This is a genomic window from Hymenobacter caeli (assembly GCF_013294115.1).
Classification (GTDB): domain Bacteria; phylum Bacteroidota; class Bacteroidia; order Cytophagales; family Hymenobacteraceae; genus Hymenobacter; species Hymenobacter caeli.
The window spans coordinates 12,674-28,864 of the sequence record NZ_JABSNP010000017.1; the positions used below are offsets into that span (position 1 = coordinate 12,674).

A 16,191-nucleotide genomic window follows, 5' to 3' on the forward strand; every position below is an offset into this window, starting at 1 on the left:
CCCTTGCCCCACTGCCTTGCTCCAAGCCGTCAACGTCCGCAAAAGCTACCAGTCGCTCGAAGTGCTCAAGGGCATCAACCTCACGATTGAGAAGTCGGAAATCGTGAGCATCGTGGGCTCGTCGGGGGCCGGCAAGAGCACGCTGCTGCACATCCTGGGCACGCTCGACAACCCCGACTCGGGCGAGGTGCTGTTCGACGGCGCGTCGGTGAGCAGCCTGGGGCGCAACGACCTGGCGCGGTTTCGCAGCCGCCACATCGGGTTCATCTTCCAGTTTCATAACCTGCTGCCCGAGTTCACGGCCCTCGAAAACGTGTGCCTGCCCGCCTACCTGGCCGGCCGCTCCGAGAAGGAAGTGCGCGTGCGGGCCCGCGAGCTGCTGGGCATGATGAACCTGGAGCACCGCGCCGAGCACAAGCCCAGCGAGATGAGCGGCGGCGAGCAGCAGCGCGTGTCGGTGGCCCGCGCCCTCATCAACTCGCCCGAAATCATCTTCGCCGACGAGCCCAGCGGCAACCTCGACACCAAGAATGCCCAGGAGCTGCACCAGATTTTTTTCCAGCTGCGCAACGAGCTGGATCAAACCTTCGTCATCGTGACGCACAACGACCAGCTGGCCGAAATGGCCGACCGCAAAATCGTGATGCGCGACGGCTTCGTGGTAGAGGAATAGGGGCCCCGGGGGCCCGGTTGGCGACCCAGCCGCCAGATACAATCAGTTTAGCAAATCGCCCTTTTTTTAGCCCGGTTGCGGATGGGAAAAGGCCCGGTGCGGCGGCAAAAGCGGGCTGGCCAAGCGCATTAGCCGCAGCTTTGCCAAGGTATAATTTAAAATACCTGCGCAAATTGCTGATAATCAGCGATAAAATTTACTAAAAATTCTGGCTTTTTTGGCACGATTTGGGCAAGGGCTCGGTTATACATCCGAATCCAAAATGGACTTAAGACCCATAACCCCTACTGCCATGACCACCGAAGCAACCAAAACCACCAAAGAGCCCATCCTTAAGAAGGTGAAGGCTGAAAGCTTTGACATTGCCCGCTCCGACGAGACGCTGGACCTGGCCAAGGACCTGGCCAAGTTCATCAAGGAGAACAAGCTCACCACCAACGTGCAGGGCAAGGAGTTTGTGAACGTGGAGGGCTGGCAGTACGCCGGCTCGCGCCTGGGCATCGTGCCCATCGTCGAGCACGTCATCAACGTGAGCAACGACCAGGAAATGAAGTACCAGGCCAAGGTGACCCTCTGGGACCTGCGCCACGGCACGACGGTGGGCGCGGGCTTCGCCGTGTGCTCGAACAAGGAGAGCGGCAAGAAATTCTACCAGGAGTTTGCCATCATGAGCATGGCCCAGACCCGCGCCATCGGCAAGGCGTACCGCAACTGCCTGGCCTGGATTATCCGCGCTGCCGGCTACGAGCCCACCCCGGCCGAGGAGATGGACTACAACACCAACGCGCCGCAACAAGCCCAAGCTGCCGCCGCCCCGGCCCCGGTAGCGGCCCCCGCGCCCGCCATGCAGGTGCTGCCGGCCGATGCGCCCTCCCCGGCCGATGCGCCCTCCCCGGCCGTAGCCGCGGAGGCCACTCCCACGGCCCCGGTGCAGTACGCTACCGCCGCGCACAAGGAAGAGATTATCCGCCTGCTGAACCACCCGGTCATCACCCGCCAGGAAAAGACCAAGATGCTGCTCAACATCAACCGCCTCGACGAGGAGCGGGCCATCCAGGCCATTGCCAAGCTCGGCAACGCCATCGACGAGCGCGAGAACGGCGGCCACAAAGCCGCGGCTTAATTACCGCCCGCCTACAGCAAAAAGCCCGGTGCCGCAAGGTGCCGGGCTTTTTTGTGGGTAATTTCGTCCATGCCCGAACCCGTTGCCCCCGCCGCCGAACCCCTGGCCCTGCTGCGGCAGCACTGGGGCCACGCGGCGTTCCGGCCGGGGCAGGCGGAAATCATCGATTCCATCCTGAACGGGCACGACACGCTGGCGCTGCTGCCCACCGGCGGCGGCAAGAGCGTGTGCTTCCAGGTGCCGGCGCTGGCCCGGCCGGGGCTGTGCCTGGTGGTGTCGCCGCTCATTGCCCTGATGAAGGACCAGGTGGACGGCCTGCGCCGCCGGGGCCTGAAGGCGGAGGCCATCTACGCGGGCATGAGCGCCCAGGAAATCGACCACACGCTGGACAACTGCGTGTACGGCCGCGACGTCAAGTTCTTGTACGTGAGCCCCGAGCGGCTGCTCACCGACATCTTCCGGGTGCGGGTGGCCAAAATGCCGGTGAGTTTGCTGGCCGTGGACGAGGCCCACTGCGTGTCGCAGTGGGGCTACGACTTCCGGCCGCCCTACCTGCGCATTGCCGAGCTGCGGGGCCTGCTGGCCCCGGGCGTGCCGGTGGTGGCCCTCACGGCCACGGCCACCCTTCAGGTGCGCGACGACATCGTGGAAAAATTGCTGTTCCGGCCCGGTTACGGCGTATTTCAGCAGAGCTTTTTGCGGCCCAAGCTTTCGTACTCGGTGCTGCCCACGGAGGACAAGCTGCGCCGGCTGCTGGAGGTGCTGCGCGGCGTGGGGCCCGGCAAAACCGGCATCGTGTACGCCCGCACCCGCCGCCAGACCGAGGACACGGCCGCCTACTTGCAGCAGCACCGGCTGCCCGCCGCCGCCTACCACGCCGGCCTGGCCCCCGAGCGCCGCACCAAGGTGCAGCAGGACTGGCTGGCCGACAAAACGCGCATCATCGTGGCCACCAACGCCTTCGGCATGGGCATCGACAAGCCCGACGTGCGCGTGGTGGCCCACCTCGACGCGCCCGACACCCTGGAGGCCTACTACCAGGAGGCCGGCCGCGCCGGGCGCGACGGCCTCTACGCCTTCGCCGTGCTGCTGGCGGGGCCCCACGACGGGCCGGAGATGCAGCGCCGCACCGCGCTGGCCTTCCCGCCGCTCGACACGGTGCGGCGCGTGTACCAGGCCCTGGCCAACTACTCGCGCACGGCGGTGGGCGGCGGCGAGCTGGCCCCGTTCGATTTCGACCTGGGGCAGTTCGCCGAAACATACCGCATCCGGGCCGTAGACGCGCACAACGCCCTGAAAATCTTGCAGCGCGAGGGCTTTATTCAGCTCAACGAAGCGGTGAATAACCCGGCGCGGGTGCACATCGTGACGAACAACCACGACTTGTACGCCTTCCAGGTGGCCAACGCCGAGCACGATATGCTCATCAAGGCGCTGCTGCGGCTGCACGGCGGCGAGCTGTTCGCGGGCTTCCAAACCGTGTCGGAGCAGGGCGTGGCCAACCAGGTGCGGCGCAGCCTGGCCGAGGTGCAGCAGCAGCTGCGCTACCTGCACGGGGCCGGCATCCTGCACTACCAGCCCCGCCACGACGCGCCGCAGGCCATGTTCACCACCCCGCGCCACGACGCCCCCAAGCTGCCCCTCGACCAGCGGCGCCTCGAAGCCGGCCGGGCCCTGGCCCAGGAAAAAACCGCCGCCACCGTCAACTACCTGGCCGGCACGCGCTGCCGCCAGCAGCTGCTGCTGGCGTATTTCGACGAGGCCGACCCGCCCCGCTGTGGCGTGTGCGACGTGTGCCTGGCCGCCAAAAAAGCCGCCCAGGGCCCCGTGGCCACTGCCGGCCTGCGCGAGCAGCTGGTGCAGCAGCTGGCCCGGCAGGCCCAAACGCCCCGCGAGGTGCTGGCCACTTTCGCCCCCGCCCAGGCCGACGAAGTGAAGGCCACCCTGCGCGAGCTGGTAGACGCCGGGGCCCTGCGCTACGAAGCCGACGGGCAGCTGCGGCCGCCGCGGTAACGCGCTGACGGTAAGCTTGTAAATCGGTTAAATATAGCCCCAGCGGGGCGGTCCATCGGTAGTTCTAGCAAGAAAAAAAACGAAAGCCCCAGCGGGGCGACCCAACCGTTGGGTCGCCCCGCTGGGGCTTTAAAAAAATACCTGGCGCACGTTTAGCTGCCGATGGGCCGCCCCGCTGGGGCTGAGCGGGCAGCCTAACCCCTACGCCTGGTAGCCCTGGATGCCGCCCAGCAGGTTGCGCACGTTGGTGAAGCCCTGCTGCTTCAGAAACGCCGAAGCCGAAGCCGAGCGGGCCCCGCTTTTGCAGTGCACGATGACCTCCTGGTCCTTGAGGTCTTCCAGGTCGTCGAGCTTGGTGGGCAGCGAGTTGAGGGGAATGTTCTGGGCCCCGGGGATGCGGCTTTCCTCGAATTCCCAGGGCTCGCGCACGTCGATGATGGTGGGGGTTTCGCCGGCTTGCTGGCGCTGCTTTAGCTCGTCGGAAGTGATGTCGGCCATGAATAGTAAGTTAAAAATTAAGAGTTAAAAGTTAAAAAGCTGAGAGCTAAAAATCTGAATTACAATTTTTAACTCTCAACTTTTAACTTCCATTTAGCCCAGGGCCGCCACGCCGGGCAATTCCTTGCCTTCCATGAATTCGAGCAGGGCCCCGCCGCCGGTGCTGATGTAGCTCACCCGGTCGGCGAAGCCCATTTGCTGCACGGCGGCGGCCGAGTCGCCCCCGCCGATGAGCGAGTAGGCCCCGGCCTCGGTGGCCTCGGCCACGGCGCGGGCCACGTACTCGGTGCCGAGCGAGAAGTTACTCATTTCAAACACGCCCATCGGGCCGTTCCACAGGATGGTTTTGCTGGCCCGGATGATGTCGGCGAAGTCTTCACGGGCGTCGGGGCCCAGGTCGAGGCCCATCCAGCCAGCCGGGATGCTGTCGTTGGGGGCCACGTCCACGTCGGCGTCGTTGGCGAAGCGGTTGGCGATGAGGCTGTCGCCGGGCAGCACCAGGTTCACGCCCTTGGCCTTGGCGCGGGCGATGAGGTCGCGGGCCAGGTCCACTTTGTCGGCTTCCAGCAGCGAGCCGCCCACGTGGCCGCCCATGGCCACGGCAAACGTGTAGGCCATGCCCCCGCCGATGAGCAGGTTGTCCACCTTGTCGAGCAACTTGTCGATGAGCAGAATCTTGTCCGAGATTTTGGCCCCGCCCATGATGGCCGTGAAGGGCCGAACGGCGTGCTCCAGCACCTTGCGGGCGTTGTCCACCTCGCCTTGCAGCAGGTAGCCGCCCACCCGGTTCTCGGGCGCGAAGTACTGCGCCATCACGGTCGTGGAGGCGTGGGCCCGGTGGGCCGTGCCGAAGGCATCGTTCACGTACACGTCGCCCAGCTGGGCCAGGGACTGGGCAAACGCCGGGTCGCCGGCTTCTTCTTCTTTGTGAAAGCGCAGGTTGTCGAGCAGCAGCACCTGGCCGGGCTGCAACGCCTGGGCCTTGGCCAGGGCTTCGGGGCTGAGCACGTCGCCGCCCCAGAGCACTTCCTGGCCGTATTCCTGCTGGAGGCGCAGCACGAGGCTTTCGAGCGAGAACTTCTTTTCGTAGCCACTCTTGGGCCGGCCCAGGTGCGAGAGCAGCACCGCGGAGCCGCCGTCGGCCAGGATTTTCTTGATGGTGGGCGTGGCCGCCCGGATGCGGGTGTCGTCGGTGATGTGCAGGTCGCCGTCGAGGGGCACGTTGAAATCGACGCGCACCACGGCGCGGCGGCCGGCGAAATTGGTGTTATCCAGGGTGTTCATGAAGTGGGGGAGGGGTTAGGAAAACGAAGCGCCGCAAAGGTGCGGCTCCGGCGCAATACTTTACGTGCTTACCGCGGAAGCGGCGTGCCGGTTGCGTGGGCGGCCTTGGGGCCGTGGCGGCCGGCCGTACTTTCGCCAGCTCTATGGTTTAACCTACCGTTGCTAATAGTTTGTGATTGAAAATAATAGCTGATAACGAGCAACCACCTACAAAGCCGCCCCGTGCCGACCCGCCGCAAGTTCCTGCACTCTTCCGCCGCCGGCCTGGCCGGGCTGGCCGTGACGCCGCTCGCCCCCCTGGCCGCCGGGGCCCGGCCGGGGCCCCCGGCGGCGGGCCGGCCCCTGGTTATTTCCACCTGGGACGCGGGCCTGAACGCCAACCGCGGGGCCTGGAAAATCCTGGGCCCCGGCGGCTACGCCCTCGACGCCGTGGAAGCCGGCGTGATGGTGACCGAGGCCGAGCAAAGCTGCTGCGTGGGCCTGGGCGCCAACCCCGACCGCGACGGCATCGTGACGCTCGACGCCTGCATCATGGACGACAAGTACGGCTGCGGCAGCGTGGCCGCGCTGGAGCGCATCAAGCACCCCATCAGCGTGGCCCGCCGCGTGATGGAGCGCACCCCCCACGTGCTGCTGGTGGGCCCCGGGGCCCAGCAGTTTGCCGTGGCCCAGGGCTTCTCGCTGGAGGAACAAAAGCTGAGCCCCGACGCCGAAAAAGCCTACCGCGAATGGCTGAAAACCAGCCAGTACCGCCCCGTCATCAACGTAGAAAACTCGGGTGCGCGGCCCCCGGGCCCCGCCGGCGGGGCCAGCAACCACGACACCATTGCCATGCTGGCCCTCGATGCGCAGGGCCGCCTCAGCGGCAGCTGCACCACCAGCGGCATGGGCTTCAAGATGCGCGGCCGGGTGGGCGACTCGCCCATCATCGGGGCCGGGCTGTTCGTGGACCCGGAAGTGGGGGCCGCCGCCGCCACCGGTCAGGGCGAGGACGTGATTCGCATGGCCGGCGCGCACACCGTGGTGGAGCTGATGCGCCAGGGCCGCTCGCCGCAAGCCGCTTGCCAGGAGGCCGTTGCGCGCGTGGCCAAAATCAAGGGCCCCCAGGCCCGCGACATCCAGGTGGCGTTCATTGCCGTGAGCCGCCGGGGCCAGGTGGGGGCCTACGCCCTGCAAAAAGGCTTCAGCTATGCCCTGAGCACCTCGGACGCGCCGCGCCTCATCAGCAGCGAATACTTCTTGAAGTGAGCCAGCAATTGGAAATTTGCGCCGGGCGCATCTGCGTGAGGCCGGGCGCGGGCATCACGGCAGCCAACATCCAGGCGCTGGCCGCCCGCACCGGGGCCCGGGAGCTGCACGCCAGCGCCAAGCGCCTGCGGCCGCCCGAGGCGGGCGCGGGCCTGTTCGCCGCCCCGCAGTTCGAAACCGACGCCGCCCTGGTGGCCGAGCTGGTGGCGCTGCTGAACCACCGGCAGCACGGACGCTGCACGCCTGCACGTTAAGCTGCCGCTGCCCGGTCGTAGCGCGAACTTTGTCGTGCGCGCCGCTCGCTTCGTTGCGGCAAAATAGGCAGCGACGCGAACGATTACCGTGCAACCGCGCGAACGACAAAGTTCGCGCTACGGCCGTTCGGCGACCGTTTAACCGCGTGGACTTGCAGCGCCCATACTACGGGCGGGGCCCCGCGGCCCTTCCTACCTTTGCGGAACTATGAGAATTGGCATTTTTTTCGGGGGCACTTCGCGCGAGCGGGAAATTTCGTTTGCCGGGGGCCGCACCGTTTTCGATAACCTGGACAAGGCGCTGTTCCAGCCGGTGCCCATTTTCGTGGATAGCCTGGGCAACTTCATCCTGCTCGACTGGCAGTACCTGTACAAAGGCACCATCCGCGACTTTTACCCGCCGGTGGCCGCGCTGCCCGCCACCCGCCACCCCTGGCAGGTGTACGTCGAAAGCCTGGGCGAGCTGAGCGACGACGCCCTGACCGAGCTAATTAGCCACGTCGGCCGCCGCCTTGAAGCCAGCGAGTTGCCCAAGCTGATGGACTTTGCCTTCTTGGCCCTGCACGGGCCCGGCGGCGAGGACGGAGCCATCCAGGGCCTGCTGGAATGGCTGGGCGTGCCGTACTCGGGCTCCGGCATTTTGCCCTCGGCCATTGGCATTGATAAAATTGCGCAGAAGCGTCTGATGCAGGCCGTGGGGCTGGCGACGCCGAAGTTTCGGGTAGTTTTTAGAAAAGGCAGTGGGTCAGTCACATTGCCAGAATTAATAGAGGAACTAGGACTACCCCTTGTAATCAAGGCCCCCCGCCAGGGCAGTAGCATTGGCGTCAGCATCGTGCGGGAAGAGAACGAAGAGCTGTTCCGCAACGCCGTGGACCGAGCCCGGTTTGAGCGCTTTCTTTTCCGCGATGATTGGGAGATTATGCGCGAAGCCGAACAACTGACCTGGATACGTCAAGTGGCTGATGTTCGCGAAGGCATTGGTTTACCGGTAAGCGCATTGGTAGTTACAGCTGATTTTGAAGAGGGTGTGGAAGAATTGATTCATCACCCTGAGGTATTACTTGACTACATCAATCAAAATTTCAACCAACCCACTTTACAGGAATTTAAAGCAGAGGTTAATTTCATACGCTTCACGAGTCTAACTGGCGAAACCCAGGTTCTGGTAGAGCAATTCGTGGCCGGCCGCGAGTTCAGCTGCATCGTGGTGGAAAACGAGCGCGGCGAGCCCCTGGCCCTGCCGCCCACCGAGATTGTGAAGGGCGCGGAGCTGTTCGACTACCGCGCCAAGTACCTGCCCGGCCTGGCCCGCAAAGTCACGCCCATCGACCTGCCGGAGGCGGAGATTCAGCGCATCCGAGAGCAGTGTCAGGTTATGTTCCGCACGTTCGGTTTTCAGGTGTACGCGCGGCTCGACGGCTTTTACACGCCCGATGGCACCATCTTCCTCAACGACCCCAACACGACGAGCGGGATGCTGCCGGCCTCGTTCTTCTTCCACCAGGCGGCCGAGATTGGCCTGAACCCCAGCCAGTTCCTCACCTACCTCATCCGCACGTCGCTGGCAGCGCGGCGGCGCGGCGGGATGCAGCCGGTGCAGCTGGCCCAGCAGCTCCGGCAGCTCGACGCGGCGGTGGCCGACCGGCAGCAGGCCGGCGCGGGCGGGCGCATCCGGGTGGCCGTCATTATGGGCGGGTACTCGTCGGAGCGCCACATTTCGGTGGAGAGCGGGCGAAACATTTTCGAGAAGCTCAGCTCGTCGGCCAAGTACGCGCCGGTGCCGGTGTTCCTCACCGGCTCGGCCCAGGAGCACCGCCTTTACGTGCTGCCCATCAACGTGATGCTGAAGGACAACGCCGACGACATCCGCGAGAAGATTGAGCACGCCGAAGCCGGCGCGGGGCCCCACCCCATCCTGGCCAAAATCCAGGCCGAGGCCGCCGCCCTCACCCGCACCTACGCCGGGCAGGGGCTGGCCCAGCCGCGCCGCATCTCGTTCGCCGAGCTGGCCGGGCTGGCCGACGAGGTGTTCATCGCCCTGCACGGCCGCCCGGGCGAGGACGGGGCCCTGCAACAGGAGCTGGAACGCCACGGCCTGCCCTACAACGGCTCGGGCGTGGCCAGCAGCGCCCTCACCATCAACAAGTTCGAAACCAACCAGCGCCTGCGCGAAGCCGGCCTGCTGGTGGCCGACCACCGCATGGCCCCGCGCCTGGAGTGGGCCGCCGACGCCGAAAGCTTCTACCGCCGCCTGGAGGCGCAGTTTCCGTACCCGTTCATCGCCAAGCCGGCCGACGACGGCTGCTCGTCGGCGGTGAAAAAGATTAAGAACCGCGCCGAGCTGGCGGCCTTTTCGGCGCTGATGTTCCGCGACCAGGACGACCTGCTGGCGGGCCCCGCCGGGGTGCTGCACCTGGGCTTCAAGGAGGAGTTTCCGCAGAAAGACGCCTTTTTGGTGGAAACCCTCATCAGCCGCGACGGGGCCGCGCACTTCTTGGAAGTGACCGGGGGCCTGCTCACGAGCTACGACGCGGACGGCCGGCTCGCCATCGAAGTCTTCGAGGCCAGCGAGGCCCTGGCCAACGGCGAGGTGCTGAGCCTGGAGGAGAAGTTCCTGGCCGGCGAGGGCCAGAACATCACGCCCGCCCGCTACGCCCCCGACCCCGCCGAGCGCCAGCGCATCAGCAACGAGGTGAAGGCCGTGCTGCGCCGCGTGGCCGAGGTGCTCGGCGTGCAGGGCTACGCCCGCATCGACGCCTTCGTGCGGGTGCGGCCGTCGGGGGCCGTGGAGGTTATTATCATCGAAGTCAACTCGTTGCCCGGCATGACGCCCGCCACCTGCATCTTCCACCAAACGGCCCTGGCCGGCTACACGCCCTACCAGTTCGTGGACCGGATTTTGGAATTCGGCAAGGCGCGGGCGGGGCGAGAAAAGATGGCAATAAGGCCGTCATGCTGAGCGCAGCCGAAGCATCTCTACCGCGGCAGTAATTCATTCGTTGAACGATTGGGTTAGTGACGCAGTAGAGATGCTTCGGCTGCGTTCAGCATGACGTTCTATTGTCATGACGTTCTACCTGTTTCATATATCAATCCCCAAGCCCTATCTACCTAATGGCCAGTTTTTTCAAAGCCAACACCCCGCTCGACGTCGTGAAACACCTGGCCCTGGTGGTGGGCGCGGCGGCGCTGCTCGTGCTGGGCTTTTTTTACGTGTACCTGCCCGTGACGACCCACCACGGCGAAACCATCACGGTGCCCAAGGTGACGGGCATGAACGTGGCCGAGCTGGAGAAATACCTCGACGCGCGCCACCTGGCGTATTTCGTCGATGATTCGAGCTACAACCCCGATATCCGGCCGCTCACCGTGCTGACGCAGGACCCCGCGCCGGGCGAGAAGGTGAAGGAGGGCCGCAAAATTTACCTGCAAGTGGCCATGAAGCGCCCGCCGGTCATCAAGATGCCCAAGCTGGTGGACGGCTCGGTGAAGAACGCCCAGCTCATCTTGCAGAGCTACGACCTGGTGGTGGGCCAGATTAAGATGGTGCCCAACCTGGCCCAAAACGCCGTGCTCCGGCAGTTCGTGAACGGCAAGGAAATAGCGCCCGGGGCCCCCGTGGCAAAGGGCACGCGCATCGACCTGGAAGTGGGCGACGGCCTGGGCAACCAAGAATTTCTGGTGCCCGACCTCGTGAAAATGCCCCAGGATGAAGCCCTGACGCTGCTCGCCGGCCAGGGCCTGCAAAAGGGGGAGGTATTCGAGCAGGCCGCCGCAGAAGGCCAGGTGCCGGGCACCGTGGTGCGCCAGCGCCCCGTGCCGGGCCCCAACGCCACCATCCGCACCGGCCAGCTCGTCGATTTGTGGATCGCGAAATAGGGCCCCGGCGCGGGCCTTTTTGGCGGCCGCTCGGGGCCCCGGGCGGCTGGCAGCACTAAAGCGCTGGCCCCGGCGTTGGCGCTCCAGGAAAATGAGAAATAGAAGTTGTTTGGTGATTCAGAAAAGTCATTCAAACCATTCAGCACGTCATGCCGAGCGCAGCCGAGGCATCTCGCGTACAGCAGTAATTCAATCGATGTAACGGAGCACGCGAGATGCTTCGGCTGCGCTCAGCATGACGGCCAAAAGAGGATCATTTAACATTTAAACTGCCTCATAAACTGCCTCATAAAAAATTAAAACGCCTTTTCAACGGCGCTTACCCCTTCGTTTTTAATTAGCGGCTATTAATTATGACCCGACTGTTCCGCCTTTTGCCGGCGCTGCTGCTGCTGGCGCTGGCCGCCCCGGCCCAGGGCGTGCTGCCCGCCCAGCCCCTGCCCAACGACCCCGGCCGCACGGCCCCGGCGGCGGGGCCCGCGGCGGCGCGGCGCGGCACGGCGGCGCTGGCGCTGCCGTTTTTCGACGACTTCACCACGCCGCGCGAGGGCAACCCCCGGGTGCAAAACTGGCTGCCCGGCGGCGGGGCCCTGGTGAACAACCGCCTGCCGGTGCACCCCCTCACGCGGGGCGTGGCCACGCTCGACGGCCTGCGGGCCAACGGCCAGGGCTACGGCAGCCCCTCGGGCTTCGGGGCCATCGACACGCTCACCTCGCAGCCCATCGACCTGAGCGCCTACGGGGCGGGCAACAACCTCTACCTCACCTTTGCCTGGCAGGAAGGCAGCGTGGTGGGGCCCGCCCAGCGCAGTGCCAACGGCGCGACGGTGGCCCTGGAGCTGTTTTTTCTGGACAAGGACGGGCGCTGGGTGTCGCAGTGGCGGCAGCTGGCGGGCGGGCAGCCGGTGAGCGCCTTCCGGCAGCGGGCCGTGGCCGTGAGCGACCCGCGCTACTTTCACGCCGGGTTCCAGTTCCAGTTCCAGGCCACGGGCAACCTGGCCGTGAGCCGCGACGCCTGGAGCCTCGACTACTTCGTGCTGGCCGCCAACCGCACCGCCGCCGACACCACCTACGCCGACCTGGCCACCGCCCAGGGGCTGGGCAACCCGCTGCGGCGCTTCACGGCCCTGCCCTGGTGGCAGTACAACGCCGCCGCGCCCGCCGACGAGTTGAACCCGTCGCTGAACGCCGAAATCACCAACCTCAACCCCGGGCCCATCCCCACGCCCATCAGCTGGACGGGCACGGTGCAGGACGTGGCCGGCGGCTTCCAGGGCACGTGGCTGGCGGACAGCCGCAGCATCCCGACCACGCCGCGCCAAACCACCATCGGCGGCAGCGCCCGCGCCGCGCCGCTGCCCCTCACCAACGCCGCCAAGCAGCTGCGCTACACCCTGGCCCTGAACACCCGCGTGGCGGCCGGCGACCGCACCCTGCCCAACGACACGCTGAGCCGCGACGTGTTTTTGCAGGACTACTACGCCTTCGACGACGGCTCGGCCGAAGCCGTGCTCTCGCTGCCGGCCACCGCCACGGGCCCCGCCCAGTACCTGGCCTACGCCCTCGACCTCAACCAGGCCGACCAGGTGAAGGGCGTGCGCCTGTACCCCGTATTTCTGAACACGGCGCAGGGCGACAACGGGGCCGCCCGCAGCGTCACCATCGGCGTGTGGGCCGACGCCAACGGGCAGCCCGCGGCCACGCCCCTGCTCCTCAAAACCGTTGCCCTGCCCAACCCGCTGCCGGCGGGGCAGGCGTTCGTCGATGTGCTCTTCGGCACGTCGGTGCCCGTGCCCAAGGGCCGCGTGTACGTGGGCTACGGCCAGCCGGCGCGGGGCCAGTTCCTGCCCTACGGCCTCGACCTGAACAACCCGCCCCCGGCCAACACCCTCTTTCGCACCGAGCAGGGGAGCTGGCTGGCGTTTTCGACCATCCCCGCCGGGGCCCCCATGCTCCGCCCGCTGCTCACCAACAACCAGACCGTGGTGACGGCCACCCTGCCCGCCGCCGCCGGGCCTGCCGCCGCCGCGTTTGCCCTGTACCCCAACCCGGCTCCGGCCGGCGGGGGCATCGGCGTGGCCGGCCCCGCTTTTGCCCGCGCCAGCATCCTCGACGCGCTGGGCCGCCTCGTGTGGGAGCAGCCCGCCGCCGAGGCCGGGCGGCCCGTGCTCGCCCCGGGGGCCCTGGCGGCGGGGGTGTACGTGGTGCGCCTGCGCCTGCGCGACGGCAGCAGCGTGAGCCGCCGGCTGGTCGTCAGCGGGCCGTGAGCCGCTGCTTGATGTAATCTTCCGGGTTTTTAGAGGACTCGTGCAGAGGTATGCGGATAGGGGTGGCCTAACACGGGGTGGTCCGGCGACTTTTTTCGTCGTCGGGCCACTCTGATAATACCCCGGGGCCGCTGTTCAACCGCCAGAGTGGCCCGACGACTTTTTTCGTCGTCGGGCCACCCCGTGTTAGGCCACCCCTATCTGCTTACCTCTGCACGGGTACTTAAAAGCAAGCGTACCAGAGGGATGGCGGCCGCTTAGTTCACAAACGGCAGGTCTAGGTCGGGGCCCAGGCGGGTTTGGGGCTGGTTGGGCACCCGGCCGGTGAGGCGCGTGGTGAGGGCCCGGGCCTCGGCGGGGCTGAACACGTTCAGCTCTTGCAGCCAGGCCACGCGGCGCAGCTGGGGCTCGATGTTGCCGAGCGGGTTCACGGTGCCGTACTCGCGGCGCAGGTAGGTTTTGGCGCGGCGGTCGAGGGCCAGCGAGAAGTCGTGGAAGGCGGCGCGCTCGGCGGGCGTGTCGGGCAGCACCACCTGGGCGCGGGCGGTGTGCAGCACGCGCTGGCTCCACCAGTGGTGCAGGCCGTAGAAAAACACTGCCACCAGGCCCAGCCCGGCCGCGAGGGCCCAGCCCCAAAACTCGGCCAGCCACGCGGCCCCGCCGCCGGGGCGGCCCAGCGTGGCAGCCAGCCACAGGGCCCCGAACAGCAACCCCATTAGCTGCCGCTGGGGCACCTGGCGGCGGCGCTCGGTGCGCACGGGCAAAATCTCCTCGTAGGGCATTTCCAGCTCCAGCGCAATGTGGCCCCGGCCGTCGCGCTGGCACACGTACAGGCCGTGCTCGCGCAGGGCCAGGAGCGTGGCGCGGGTAAGCTGGCGTTGCTGGAAATGCATGGATGGGGGCAATGGGTGACTGGGTGAATGAATGAGTGAAGGAGCGGTTATATCAGGTGGTTTGCACTTGCGCCATCACTCATTCGCTCATTCACTCATTCATTTAAACGGCGAGGGCGTGAAGCAGAGCACAAAAATAGCCACCATCAGCCAGCCCAGCCACTGGCGGGCGGGGCTCAGGGGGCGGTCGTCGGGCGCGGGGGGGTGGTAGATGCCCGTGAGCCGGCCCAGCAGCAGCCCGAACACCAGCCAGCCGGGGTTGCCCAGCACCCCGGGCAGGGCCGCCGCCACGGCCACTTGCGCCCCCCAGATGCCCGCCGCCAGCAGCAGGCCCTGGCGCGGCGTGGGCAGCGCCCGCCAGCAGACAAGCCCCAGGTACAGCGCGTAGGCGGGGCCCCAGTACAGCCAGGTGCTGGGCGCGGTGCGCGGCGAAAACAGCCCCAGCCCGGCGTAAAAGATGAACCCGACGAAGAGCACCCGCGCCAGCCGGTTGAAGCGCCGGGCCCCCAGCAGCCCGTACAGGATGTGGCCGCCGTCGAGCTGGCCCAGGGGCAGCAGGTTCAGGGCCGTGAAAAACAGGCTCAGGGCCCCGGCCACCAGCAGGGGGTAGTGCAGCAGCTCGTTGGGGTGGGGCATGCGGGCGGGGTCGGCCAGCCCGGCTTCGAGCAGGCGGTAGAGCAGCGGCCGCGCCAGGGTGAGGCCGCTGCTGCCGGGTGGGTACACGTGCCGGGCGTAGTCGGCCCCGAACTGCGCGTACTCGGGGTGAACCTGAAACAAATAGCCCAGCGGGGGCAGGTGCGTGAAGCCGTAGATGAGCAGCGGCACCGCCACCACGAAGCCCGCCAGGGGCCCCGCCAGCCCAATGTCGAAAAACTCGCGCCGCGAAAAAATTCGGTCCTGGATGCGAATTACCGCCCCGAACGTGCCCAGCCCCAGCGGAAACGGGATGAAGTACGGCAGCGACGTGCGCACCCGGTTGCGCCGCGCCACGAAGTAGTGCCCGAACTCGTGCACCGTGAGCACGGCCAGAAACGGCAGCGCGTAGCCCAGCCCCCGGGCCCACTCGCCGGGGCCCGGCAGCGGCGGCAGGCCCCACACGCCCAGCGGCAGCAGCCCCAGGTCGCCCCGCGTGAGCTGCACGCCCGCCAGCGTGGTGGTCAGCAGCGTGAGCAGGAACAGCCCGAGGTGGCGGGCGTACGCGCGGGCCGGCGGCGCGGGCAGCCGCTCGTAGCGCCGGAACCCCGCGTCGGGGGCCCAGAAGTCGGCGAAGGGGGCCGCCGCCAACACCTCCGGCAGGGGCGGGGCGGGGGCAGGGGTGGCGTCAAACTCAGGCAGCGGGGGCGTATTCTCGGGGAAAGGCACGGAGGGCTTCGGGCAGGGCGGTGGTGAGGGTGAGCGGCGGGGCCAGGTGCAGCACCCGCAGCCCCAGGCGGCGGGCGGTGGCCACGTGCTGGGGGCTGTCTTCGATGAACAACACGTCTTCGGGCCGCCAGTTCATTTCGCGCAGCGCGTGCCGGAAAAACGCCTCGCCGGGCTTGCGCAGCCCCACCTCCTGCGAGTAAAACACCCGGTCGAGGCAGTCGGCAATGCCGTGCGCCAAGCCGTACTGCGCCGCCAGCCGCCGGTTGATTTCGGCGATGTGCAGGGCGTTGGTGTTGGAGAGCAGGGCGGTTTGGTGGCCCTGGCGGCGCAGGTCGGCCACCAGGGCCAGGCGCTCGGCGGGCACGTCGAGCAGCAGCGCGTGCCAGGCCTGGTCAATCTGTTCGTCGGTGGCCGCCAGGTCGTAGGCCGTGCGCAGCCCGTCGCGGAACTCGGCCGGGGTCAGCTGGCCGGTTTCGAGCTGGTCGAACAGCTCGGCCTGGCTGGCCTGGCTGTAGGCCACGGTGCTGCCCGCGCGGCTCAGGCGGCGGAAGGCGGCGGGGGTGCGGTCGTAGTCGATGTCGATGAGGACGCCGCCGAAGTCGAAAAGCAGGTGGGGAAGCATGGCTACGGAAGGGGTTGGGCTGGCAAAGGTCGGGCTTAGCACGGTTTTCAAGTCGGTGCACCCGGCACTGTA

13 protein-coding genes are annotated in these 16,191 nt (G+C 67.0%); 8 read left to right on the forward strand and 5 right to left on the reverse strand.

Going from position 1 to position 16,191, the window contains the following annotated elements; translation table 11 throughout:
* Nucleotides 1–16 precede the first annotated feature (16 nt).
* The 3 genes from HNP98_RS16215 (at nucleotide 17) to HNP98_RS16225 (ending at nucleotide 3,809) form a co-directional block, all read left to right on the forward strand.
* Nucleotides 17–673 carry an ABC transporter ATP-binding protein gene (locus HNP98_RS16215; RefSeq protein ID WP_173811218.1) on the forward strand — a complete coding sequence of 219 codons (657 nt, stop codon included), beginning with the start codon at nucleotides 17–19 and terminating at the stop codon, nucleotides 671–673.
* A 292-nt stretch (nucleotides 674–965) separates the two neighbouring features.
* Nucleotides 966–1,796, forward strand: coding sequence for a hypothetical protein (locus HNP98_RS16220; protein ID WP_173811219.1), 831 nt, complete (start codon nucleotides 966–968; stop codon nucleotides 1,794–1,796).
* Nucleotides 1,797–1,865: 69 nt separating this feature from the next.
* Nucleotides 1,866–3,809: a RecQ family ATP-dependent DNA helicase gene (locus tag HNP98_RS16225; RefSeq protein WP_173811220.1), complete on the forward strand. Its 1,944-nt coding sequence runs from the start codon at nucleotides 1,866–1,868 to the stop codon at nucleotides 3,807–3,809.
* A 201-nt stretch (nucleotides 3,810–4,010) separates the two neighbouring features.
* Here the strand turns inward: HNP98_RS16225 and HNP98_RS16230 are convergent, their stop codons facing one another.
* Together HNP98_RS16230 and HNP98_RS16235 are read right to left on the reverse strand one after the other, a co-directional pair.
* Entirely contained in the window at nucleotides 4,011–4,307 is a 297-nt protein-coding gene (locus HNP98_RS16230) for a rhodanese-like domain-containing protein (protein WP_173811221.1), read from the reverse strand.
* A 93-nt stretch (nucleotides 4,308–4,400) separates the two neighbouring features.
* The gene (locus tag HNP98_RS16235) at nucleotides 4,401–5,591 is read right to left on the reverse strand and encodes a phosphoglycerate kinase (RefSeq protein WP_173811222.1); all 1,191 of its coding nucleotides are present in this window, start codon (nucleotides 5,589–5,591) and stop codon (nucleotides 4,401–4,403) included.
* A gap of 222 nt (nucleotides 5,592–5,813) precedes the next feature.
* Between HNP98_RS16235 and HNP98_RS16240 the strand changes: the two genes are divergently transcribed.
* The 5 genes from HNP98_RS16240 to HNP98_RS16260 all read left to right on the forward strand — a co-directional run bounded on the left by HNP98_RS16240 (nucleotide 5,814) and on the right by HNP98_RS16260 (nucleotide 13,242).
* Nucleotides 5,814–6,839, forward strand: a complete 1,026-nt coding sequence (locus tag HNP98_RS16240; RefSeq protein WP_173811223.1) for a N(4)-(beta-N-acetylglucosaminyl)-L-asparaginase — start codon at nucleotides 5,814–5,816, stop codon at nucleotides 6,837–6,839.
* Nucleotides 6,836–7,093, forward strand: a complete 258-nt coding sequence (locus tag HNP98_RS16245; RefSeq protein WP_217425806.1) for a copper homeostasis protein CutC — start codon at nucleotides 6,836–6,838, stop codon at nucleotides 7,091–7,093. Before HNP98_RS16240 ends, HNP98_RS16245 begins: the two co-directional genes overlap by 4 nt.
* A gap of 208 nt (nucleotides 7,094–7,301) precedes the next feature.
* Nucleotides 7,302–10,055, forward strand: a complete 2,754-nt coding sequence (locus HNP98_RS16250; protein ID WP_173811224.1) for a D-alanine--D-alanine ligase family protein — start codon at nucleotides 7,302–7,304, stop codon at nucleotides 10,053–10,055.
* A gap of 155 nt (nucleotides 10,056–10,210) precedes the next feature.
* Entirely contained in the window at nucleotides 10,211–10,975 is a 765-nt protein-coding gene (locus HNP98_RS16255; RefSeq protein ID WP_173811225.1) for a PASTA domain-containing protein, read from the forward strand.
* A gap of 353 nt (nucleotides 10,976–11,328) precedes the next feature.
* Nucleotides 11,329–13,242 carry a T9SS type A sorting domain-containing protein gene (locus HNP98_RS16260; protein ID WP_173811226.1) on the forward strand — a complete coding sequence of 638 codons (1,914 nt, stop codon included), beginning with the start codon at nucleotides 11,329–11,331 and terminating at the stop codon, nucleotides 13,240–13,242.
* Nucleotides 13,243–13,499: 257 nt separating this feature from the next.
* On the opposite strand, the gene HNP98_RS16265 is transcribed toward HNP98_RS16260, so the two are convergent.
* The 3 genes from HNP98_RS16265 to HNP98_RS16275 all read right to left on the reverse strand — a co-directional run bounded on the left by HNP98_RS16265 (nucleotide 13,500) and on the right by HNP98_RS16275 (nucleotide 16,119).
* On the reverse strand, nucleotides 13,500–14,135 hold the full coding sequence (locus tag HNP98_RS16265) for a hypothetical protein (RefSeq protein WP_173811227.1): 636 nt from the start codon (nucleotides 14,133–14,135) through the stop codon (nucleotides 13,500–13,502).
* Between the two features lie 99 nt (nucleotides 14,136–14,234).
* Nucleotides 14,235–15,497, reverse strand: a complete 1,263-nt coding sequence (locus HNP98_RS16270) for a site-2 protease family protein (protein ID WP_317171130.1) — start codon at nucleotides 15,495–15,497, stop codon at nucleotides 14,235–14,237.
* Nucleotides 15,463–16,119 carry an HAD family hydrolase gene (locus HNP98_RS16275; protein ID WP_173811228.1) on the reverse strand — a complete coding sequence of 219 codons (657 nt, stop codon included), beginning with the start codon at nucleotides 16,117–16,119 and terminating at the stop codon, nucleotides 15,463–15,465. Before HNP98_RS16275 ends, HNP98_RS16270 begins: the two co-directional genes overlap by 35 nt.
* Nucleotides 16,120–16,191 lie beyond the last annotated feature (72 nt).